Annotated in this window: 6 protein-coding genes and 1 pseudogene; 1 reads left to right on the forward strand and 6 read right to left on the reverse strand. The window is 42.0% G+C overall.

What is annotated here, in order from left to right:
- Nucleotides 1–104: 104 nt before the first annotated feature.
- Nucleotides 105–2,012: a VPA1262 family protein gene (locus ACHH0Z_RS25035; RefSeq protein ID WP_395149608.1), complete on the reverse strand. Its 1,908-nt coding sequence runs from the start codon at nt 2,010–2,012 to the stop codon at nt 105–107.
- A 700-nt stretch (nt 2,013–2,712) separates the two neighbouring features.
- Between ACHH0Z_RS25035 and ACHH0Z_RS25040 the strand changes: the two genes are divergently transcribed.
- Nucleotides 2,713–6,627, forward strand: a complete 3,915-nt coding sequence (locus ACHH0Z_RS25040; protein ID WP_084832216.1) for a hypothetical protein — start codon at nt 2,713–2,715, stop codon at nt 6,625–6,627.
- Nucleotides 6,628–6,860: 233 nt separating this feature from the next.
- Here the strand turns inward: ACHH0Z_RS25040 and ACHH0Z_RS25045 are convergent, their stop codons facing one another.
- The 5 genes and pseudogenes from ACHH0Z_RS25045 to ACHH0Z_RS25065 form a co-directional block, all read right to left on the reverse strand.
- On the reverse strand, nt 6,861–6,995 hold the full coding sequence (locus ACHH0Z_RS25045) for an integrase (protein WP_084832215.1): 135 nt from the start codon (nt 6,993–6,995) through the stop codon (nt 6,861–6,863).
- A pseudogene (locus ACHH0Z_RS25050) lies at nt 6,988–7,388 on the reverse strand (transposase); the annotation flags it as partial. The gene ACHH0Z_RS25045 and the pseudogene ACHH0Z_RS25050, both read right to left, overlap by 8 nt.
- 309 nt (nt 7,389–7,697) lie before the next feature.
- The gene (locus tag ACHH0Z_RS25055; protein ID WP_395149609.1) at nt 7,698–8,180 is read right to left on the reverse strand and encodes a DUF2514 domain-containing protein; all 483 of its coding nucleotides are present in this window, start codon (nt 8,178–8,180) and stop codon (nt 7,698–7,700) included.
- A gap of 217 nt (nt 8,181–8,397) precedes the next feature.
- Nucleotides 8,398–9,024, reverse strand: a complete 627-nt coding sequence (locus ACHH0Z_RS25060) for a glycoside hydrolase family 19 protein (RefSeq protein WP_395149610.1) — start codon at nt 9,022–9,024, stop codon at nt 8,398–8,400.
- Nucleotides 9,014–9,307 (reverse strand): phage holin family protein, encoded by a 294-nt coding sequence (locus tag ACHH0Z_RS25065; protein WP_252081364.1) that lies wholly within the window; start codon nt 9,305–9,307, stop codon nt 9,014–9,016. Before ACHH0Z_RS25065 ends, ACHH0Z_RS25060 begins: the two co-directional genes overlap by 11 nt.
- Nucleotides 9,308–9,485: the final 178 nt, after the last annotated feature.

Below are 9,485 nucleotides of genomic sequence, written 5' to 3' on the forward strand. Positions count from 1 at the left end.
CTTCGGCTTCGCGGAGAATACTGATGATCTGTTCGTCGGAAAAACGCTTCTTCATGGGGATGTCCTCATGTGGCTTATGAAGACATTACTAACATCGGGGTGTACTAATCAACGGGGAGCAGGTCAATACTCTCCTGTACCAGTGCAGATTTATATTGCTCTACTTGGAGTAAAACATCCGAAGGAATTGGAGTAATCAATAATGGATAATTTTCGGCTGCACTTTGAAACGAATTGGACAGATGGAATCCGGCAACCGGAAGACGATCTGCCCCCATAATTAAAATATAACGATCATGTAGCCGGCCTTCTTTTAGACCATAGATACGAAACTTTAGGTGGCCTAGTAAGTGACTATTATGCTCACAGCTCGCTATTAAATTGTTCAATCGCCCCGGATAAAGTTGTTCGGATTTATCTTTTGCATATTCAATCTCTCTCGATGTCTTTGGCAGCGACGTAAAAATGATATAATCGGACTTAATTGCTGCATTAATCAATACAAGCCCTAAACCAGCAGTCTCGAAGTAAGGATCGAAAATAACTATTTGATGCTGCTGGTACTTGCCCAATAGAGTTCTAAACCACTCCGCGAATTGCAATCGCCCTTCTCCATTCCCCATACTCCATCTCTGGAAAAACTGCCCTTCTGATTTAGGCGGATGAAGCCGTGTAAAAAGAGAAAGAAGTTCACGATTCACCGGAACCCAAGGGTCTGCCTGCCGCCCTCCGACGCGGCTACCAAATCCCAAATTGCTCCGGTTAACCGTAAGCGCAGCCTTTACACGCTCTGACATAGCTGGCCTGGATGCTTTTTCAAGCCAGTCGAACTTGACGGAACTGGTCCCTTGCCCCACCATATGGCCCTGAAAATTTATTTCTCGGATATATCCTATCCGCCACCGGCAGCAGAGTAATCCCTCATTAGGGCGATCGTTTGAGAAACCAAAAATCTCCAGTTCAGTACTATCTGTCTTCTCACGCATCCCCTCGCTCAGTTTAAACACATATTCAAACACCCCATCCTCTTTACGATTTGCTGAAGCAATAGACGAGGAAATGATTTGGCCATCGTTTATAATGCTCAAGTGGAACTGAAATTTGTCAAAGAGCGGCACTTGTGTCGAAGCAAAGCAAACGGATAGAGCAGGTGATGAATCAATCCATTTAACACATAGCAAGTTCTGCTCAAGGTCATTAAGTGTAGGAAAGACCAATAATTCAAGATCACCAAATCGCGTGGCATCTGCTTTACCAAAATCCAAACCAGTTTCCGCATTGAGCCGTTCAACTAACGAAGTAGTTAAGGCAGCGCTGTATTCCTCACTCAACAGAAATAACGCTTCCTTATTCATTTGAGTAATCGAAGCACTAAAAGCCCCGGCTGCACTATGTGGGCTAGAAATTGACTGGCGATCATACGCATCTCGGTTGAGTAGATAAGCAACTGGACGATAGACCAGATTATTGGCCATAAGAGCAGTAGCACCGAAGAGTTTCGTTAATTTACTCGAACACTCAATTTCCAATATATCATTTATTTCTGAGATTGACCGACCAGCAATCAATTGCCTTAAAAACTCGGCACAAAGGATACTGTCTATATACAAGTTAAGGCGAGTAAACTTTGCCTTGATGTTTCCGAAGATAAGATGGTTATCGTTGTCGCTGAAGGACCAACTGTTACTCGAATGACTGTATGGGAGTAGACGTCCGTAGACTACACGCATTTCTGTCGACTTTTCAGATTTAATCTGAAGGACCCATAGCTGAAGTGCACAAGCGCGATTTTGGTTAGAAAAAAGGCGAGCCAATCGTCCGTCGCCTAAGAGGTCATCTAGTGTAGTAGCCATTGAATTCTGCGAGTTCCTTTCCAAACTAATATTACACAACATTACGCACAGCTCTGATTCTCCACCACTGTTTTGGAGCCCCTTTGCCGCCGCAAACCAAAAATAGCTAAGCCGACTGGCAAGCCAGATCAGCGTCAACGTGACAATAAAAAACGCCAAGAAACACTCGAGCCCTAAATCCGAGTAAATCCTCAAACAAGTAACGTTACGCCAAAATCGACTCAGAGTACGTGGTACGGATTCTGCCCCCTAAAACCTATAGCATATGTTGCCCTAAAGTCAGTTAGATCAAATACTCTTCTTTCCCAAAAACTTGCTAGTACCATCATATCTGGACGACTATTCTATCTATATGTACAACAAAAAATGCTGATGTGATAGTGTTATCAGATGCATGAAGCTTCGGTAACGTGAGGGCGGTAGCGTACCAAAATAGGTGAGTAGCATCTGATTATACGGTCTTGCCCCTTTTCATTTTAATGGCTAGACCTGAGATGAAAGCCAGTATTACAGCATTGACCAAGCTATTGTTTAACCGCTCATTGACGATCTAACTGATGGCGATTCAACTTTTTCCTGCCGATTAGGCATAATACTGTAACAGAGTAATGAATGATGTTAATTATTCACTTCACAATGGACCATAGATGTAGTGATAAATAATCACCCGCGAATAGGCAAAGACTGTTATAGTGGCTATTAACATTGAATTTTGTGAAACATTCTTTGTGAATATTAACATTACAGTTAATACAGCCATATACAAACAATATTTATTAGGCTTAAAGATAGAATTCTAAAATTGGAACACACTGTTACCAAAATACATCTAAAGGTGACTTCAAAAAAGGGATAACTGATGAAAAAATTTATAGTTTTTGTTCATGGCTTAGGTGGTAAAATAGACAAGACGTGGGGTAATTTCCCACAGTATATAATTGACGACCCTGATATTGAGCATCAAGTCATTGAGTATGGGTACACATCACCCAATTTCATAACACAATTCTTTAAATCTGCCCCAACAATTTTAAATATTGCTAATGGACTGCTTACTGATATAAAGGCTAGATGTGACCTTGCGAATGATGAAATCATTTTAGTAGGCCATAGTATGGGAGGGTTAGTTATTAAACGTCTTCTCGTGAGGCTTAGTAAACTAGGAACTAAACATAACATCAAAAAAGTATGTTTTTTTGATGTACCTCACGGTGGTTCAGGTTTAGCAAATATTGGTAAGTTTATTGCATTTAATAACAGACACATGAAGTCGCTTGTTAACAACTCAAGTGATTTAGATGCTTTGGATGAAGATTGGGTAGATAAAAAGTTAAGTGAGCAGTTGAACATACTGAGCATTATTGATGCAAATGAAACTGTAGTATCTTCAGTAAGTTCAAAAAGCCTATTTAGATACCACCCTATCGAAACAATAAATGGAGTCGATCATAGCTCTATTGTAAAACCAAATTCAAAAGATGACATCCAGGTCATCCTACTAAAATCATTTATTAAAAACTCTCCTTCAGTTGGAAAATTTAACCTAGATGCAGCTAAGCCTATTAAAGAGTGGCTTAAATACGATGAACGTAAGCACGAGCTTTCGTATGAAGAAGATGAACCAAGGAAAATAGCATTTTCAGCGCTATCAGAAGCAATAGACTCTGATGCTTGCTTTATAAGACTTACTGGTTTATCTGGTTTAGGAAAGTCACGGCTATTGATTGAATACAAAAATAGAAACAATATAAAAGATAATGATTTCATTGTATTTAGTGGCTCTGAAAATATTCATAGGGTTCAAGAATCAATAAAAACAGCCGCCGAAAACGGTGCGATAGGGTTTATTATAATAGACAATTGCTCAGTGGAACTACATAATTACGCCACAAATGCAATTGAGGTTAACAATTCACCTTTAAAACTCATCACCACTTATTTTTATCACGAAGAAAATAAGAAGCTAACAAATAGCATTCGTATAAAATTAGAAAAATTAGGGGCAGAGCAGATAACCAATATTATCGAAAGTCGACTTCCAGATCTAGATCCTTCATCAAAAAAGCAATTAGAGAAATTTATTGAGGGATTCCCCCTGCTGGCACAAATGACTATCAAAGAGCTACAGCAAGAGGGGCGTGTCACAACCAAATTTGATGAATCCAACCTTGTAGAAAAATTAATAAATGGTGATGGGAGCCTGAGTGACCAAGCTAGAGAATTGCTTAAAGTATTTTCTCTTTTCGATTATTTTAGATTTCAGAAAGGGAGCAGAGATGATATCAATGAAGATGCTGAATTTTTAAAGCGTATTGCTGGAACAGACCAGATAACTTTCGAAAATACAATTATGACATTCAATCATAAAGAATTGATTAATTGTACTGGAAGCCTAGCTCGCGTAGTTCCTAAACCATTAGCTTTAAACTTGGCACTGGAATGGTGGAATACAAGTGCATTTGATAGACAAAGTGAAATTGTTTCTAGCCTTCCAGCTATGCTGCTTGAAAGCTTTTGTGATCAAATAAGATACCTAGACTCATCGATAAATGTTCAGTCATTTGTCGAAAACTTTTGTGCTGCCAATCGCCCTTTCGGCCAAGCGGAATTGTTACTATCCAAACAGGGTTCAAGACTGTTTCGCGCATTAGTTGAAGTGAACCCTGCCGTTACGAACAATCAGTTATACAGAGTTATTTTTCAATTAACTGATAAAGAGATACTCGATATTAAAGGCGATGTAAGACGCAATTTTGTCTGGGCATTAGAGATGCTTGCTTTTCATAAGTCTTGTTTTGATAAAAGTGCATGGGTTTTATTTAAATTAGCACAATTTGAAAACGAAAATTATAGCAATAATTCATTGGGTCAATTCGCACAATTATTTCGCTGGCAATTATCTGGTACAGAAGCTGATTTTGATCAAAGGCTAGAAATTTTGAATAAAGCTCTTTCTTTAGATTTAGAAAGCGCAGACGTGGTAATAATTAATGCTATTAAAACGGCAATGGACACTCACGGAGGCACTAGAACTATAAGAGCAGAGTTTCAAGGTACTAAGCCAGAGCTAAAAGAATGGAATCCAAAAAAATATCAGGAAATTTATGATTACTGGCAGTCTTTATTAGAAATTTTACTTGTAATTATTAAACGCGGAAATTTAACCGAACAGGTTAAAGATGCTTTTGGTAATGAAATTAGAGGATTAATTCGATATAACTTATCGGATAAGTTGGACTATTTTATAAAAGAAGTAATAAAGTTAACAGGTAAATACTGGCCTGCCGCAGCTCAATCGATATCCCATGCTTTAAATTATGATATCAAGGGAATGAATCAGGAACAAATCGATATCTTAATGTCGTGGGAAAAATTATTAACGCCCGATGAAAATAGTATTGAGGAGCTATTGAAATTAGTCGTATTTAATCCATCGAGAGAGCATAAAAAAGACGACAATGGCCACTATATTGATCTGGCAGCTGAAGATGCGAAGGGTCTAGCAAAAGTCCTTGCAAACAGGCTTACTGATTTGTATAAACATTTTGAACTCTTGATGACGTTTCCTGAGCAGAAGCAAAGCTGGATTTTTGCAAAACATTTGGTCCTAGAAGCAGATTATACAGAAGAACTACTCAATGTAACTCTCGAATATTTGCGCAATCATAAAACTATAAGCACTCAGTTCATTTCTGGTTTACTTTCTGGACTTTATATAAAGGAACCTGCTAAATGGAAAGAAATAATTGAGTTATTAGGTTCAGATGAAAAGCTCATTAAATATTATCCTGACGCGATATGCACAGGTCGCTTTGATATTACACATTTAGATGTTTTCATTAGACTGATAGCTGAAGATAAGCTTCCTAGTTATTCAGCTGCTACGCTCGTTTATGGACGCGCGACAGAGCATTTAACTGAAAAGCAAATATCCAATTTTTGTATATCACTCAGCAAAATTGATGCGACTGCAAATTGGGTAGCACTTGATAATATGAATATGTACATATTTGGTCGTGAAGATGTGGACTTTACTCAGTTAAGGCTGACTTTAGTCCATCTGGTTCTTAATGTTTCTTTTAAAAAAGAAGATAAGAGTCGCTATTCGGATAGCTATCATTGGTTAAACTCAGTGGAACGACTATTAAAGTCTGAAAACGCTGAATTTGCATTACAACTATGTTCGCATATAATTGACCAAGTTGGCGAAAATAATGTTGATTATTCTGATTTATGGGATTACCTAAACAATGCTTTTTATAAAGCATTTGAGCTGCATAGCAATTATATCTGGCCGAAGATTTCTAATAAATTCAATGATAAAAACGCAAATAAATCGTATTACTTAATTGACTTAATTGGAAGTGGTAAATCTTATAAAAAAAGAGATAACAGTATTTTTGACATATTAAAACCAGAGGTTGTTGTTGCTTGGTGCAGGGATGATGTTGCTCTTCTTATTGTGGCTCGGGCGATTTCAATGTTTATCTCAAATGGCGAGCAGCGTGTAGTTAACCCATTGATGATTCAATTATTAAAAGAATTCTCTAATAATAAATCATTCCTTAGTGAAATATCTGCTAACTTTTCAAGCAGATCGTGGTCAGGATCTTTAGTGCCATATTTAGAGGCTGATAAGGAGATACTTAAAAATTTGACCTACCACGATAACATTAATGTAAGAAACTGGGCTGTAAGTTTCATAGAGAACATTGACCATCAAATTAAATATGAAGAAAATCGCGATGCTGAAGAGCATATGTTAAGAGGCTAATAATAAACTATTCAGAGTACTCTTTAGCTCGGTTGGTTGGTTGGGAAGAGCACAGCGCCCCTAATATAATTGGGTGGAGAAAATATTAGGATTCAATCTTCATCCCAACCTACCCAATACCCATACATTATCTCATCAGTTCATGCTCTTTAGTGCGTCGGCTGTAAAGGGCTTTTATCCAGAAACAAGTTACAGCTGTAGCATTTATCCTTGTGATTGTAAGCATCCCAGCTTCAGTTCCATGCACTTTTTGAGAGTTCCGGTTTTTCAGCCATCAGCCGGTACTCTTCCGCCGTTAGGTTATTCAGGGATTCATGAGGCAGCTCGTTGTTATATTCAATCAGCCAGCGCATGGATCTACGGTTCATCACGCCGGGTATTAAGCTGATAAAAATACACTGTCCTGCTCAGCGATAACGTCCTGCAGGCATGGCGTAAACAAATGCCAAATTATGCCGTCAGATAGCTGACGAGTTCACGCTTTATCGCTGGTTTTAAAGCTTTTTTTCGATGACGTCTTTAAGCGCCCCGCACTCAAGGCTAAGGTCGGCAAACATCTGTTTCAAACGTCGATTCTCATCCTCAAGGTCTTTAATTTTTTTAATATCGGCCGCTTCCATCCCGCCATATTTAACCTTCCAGTTGTAATAGCTGGCTTCCGAAATAGCGGCATCACGGCACATATCCTTGACGGTACGTCAGGCTTCAACGGACTTCAGAACGGCGATGATCTGGTGTTCAGTGAATCGGGCTTTACGCATAGCGATCTCCTCAGGGGACATAATCAGTATCTCTAAAAGTGAATGGGCCGTTTTGCCGGGATGCTTACACTTCCCGTTGCTAACAGCTGCCAGAAAGTGCCAGACATAAAAACAAAAAAGCCCGCAATCCGCGGGCTTAGAAGTGTTTTACTGTTTCACGTACAGGCTGTTACCAGACGCGAAATCATTCCCACTCAATTATTTACGACACACATAACCAATTGACTGGTAACAACTTTTCACAACCTTATTTTCACCGTACCGTTTTATATACCGTCACCGGAAATCAGTACCATGAAAAATGCCATGTCACCGGGTCAGTGAATCGTACTGCTTTTCACAGACTCGTCCGGATTCGGCGGCCCGGTCAGCGTACTCAGCCAGTTGTCGGTTTCGCTCGAGAGATTTGCTGAGCACGTCGGCAAGCAAAACTCCGGTGTCTGCGGCTGACGTCCCAGCGCCGACAGTGGCGTTATACTGCCTGAGCTGCTCACGGATGGCAACGAGCTGCTGCTGCAACCGGCCAGCGCGAGCGGCAGCATCAAGAGCATCATTGCGCGCCTTGTCGATCCTCTGCTGCGCTTCACGTTCATTGGTCGCTTTCTCCTGTTCTTTCAGCGAACGCAATTTTGCGTCGGCCTGTTTCTGGTCTGCCTGCGCCTGCGCATACCCGGCATCGTACTGGCGGCTACCGTGTACATTCCAGGCAACCACTCCGCCGATGGCCAAAGCAGCAAGCATCAATACGATAAGCAACTGTTTCCAGTACGCTTTGAAGAGTGCCAAGATCATAGGCTTACCTTTGGCTTAAAACGACGAACGTTAATAGGTTCTCCATAAGGCCATGACCAATTCAACCAGGTGAAAGTTTTCAGTTCACACATTCCATCAAACCACTCTCCAGGTTCTATGTCTGAATAACTGCAAACGATCTCCATTCCTCGCTCAGTCTCCTGCAGGGCAACAGTATCTGTCTCCCACCTTGGGATAATTAGAGAAAGAAGTCTTTTCATGAGAGCACCTTGCTGGCGGTGATGTATCGAGCGCGACGGTCGTCGATGCCGTTCTGCCCGCCATTGATGATCTGCGTGACGCGCACCAGGTCGCCGGTGTACTTCATGCAGCCTTTTGTTGCGAAGAACCACGCCGCGCTGCGGGCCGCATACTCGTCCTGCGCCAGCAGTTCAGGCTGCTTAACCAAATCCACCTTCAGGCCGTTGCCACAATCCCGGTAGTTGTTAAGCCCGGTGATCTGGATAAGCCCGCGACCGCGGTAGAACCATCCATCGGTCGGACCGTTGTTCCCCATGCGTTTGCTGTACACCAGATTGGCGATCGCACGCTGACGCTCCAGCGGTAGCGATGGCTCACCAGCACGGCGGCCCAGCGCGTTGGCCTGGCCCTGAGTGAGTCGCCCGGCGCGGACGAATCCTGCCAGCCCAGTCACGCTGTAGTTGAAGTTCTCCTGCAGCCGGGTAAAGCCGCCAGACTCATGCCCCACCTGCGCGATAAACATCGCCTGGTGCAGCGGTTGCTCGATTCCAAACTCTTTCATGGCTGCAGTAATATGCGGGAACCAGCGCGCAGCCAGCACCTCACTGATACCAGCTGCACGCTGGAATTGTTTAATGTCCATGCTGGGACCTCGTTATCTTGAAGATTTGCACCACGTTCCCTTTTGTCTTTATGAGCGCAGCCAGGAACACGGCTTTGATGATGATTTCTGACCAGTCTGCGCTAACGTAGTACCCGTAGAATGTCCGGATAGGTACGCTGGCGGCGACGACGATCAGTAGATAGGCGAGCCAGCCTCCCCACCAGCGATGGCGTGAACCTTCACGGCGGAACAGCAGGACTCGAATAGCAATGCCGCCGCAGATAGCAGCATTCAGGATGAGAAGCAGCTCAGGACTGGTCATCGTCTTTTCTCCCCGGGATCAGGTCGCGCGGATTTTCAGAACGGTGATACAGTGACCTGCTCCCCGTTGATTAGTACACCCCGATGTTAGTAATGTCTTCATAAGCCACATGAGGACATCCCCATGAAGAAGCGTTTTTCCGACGAACAGATCATCAGTATTCTCCGCGAAGCCGAAG

Source organism: Enterobacter cloacae complex sp. 2024EL-00227 (assembly GCF_043945315.1).
Taxonomy (GTDB): Bacteria; Pseudomonadota; Gammaproteobacteria; order Enterobacterales; family Enterobacteriaceae; genus Enterobacter; species Enterobacter roggenkampii.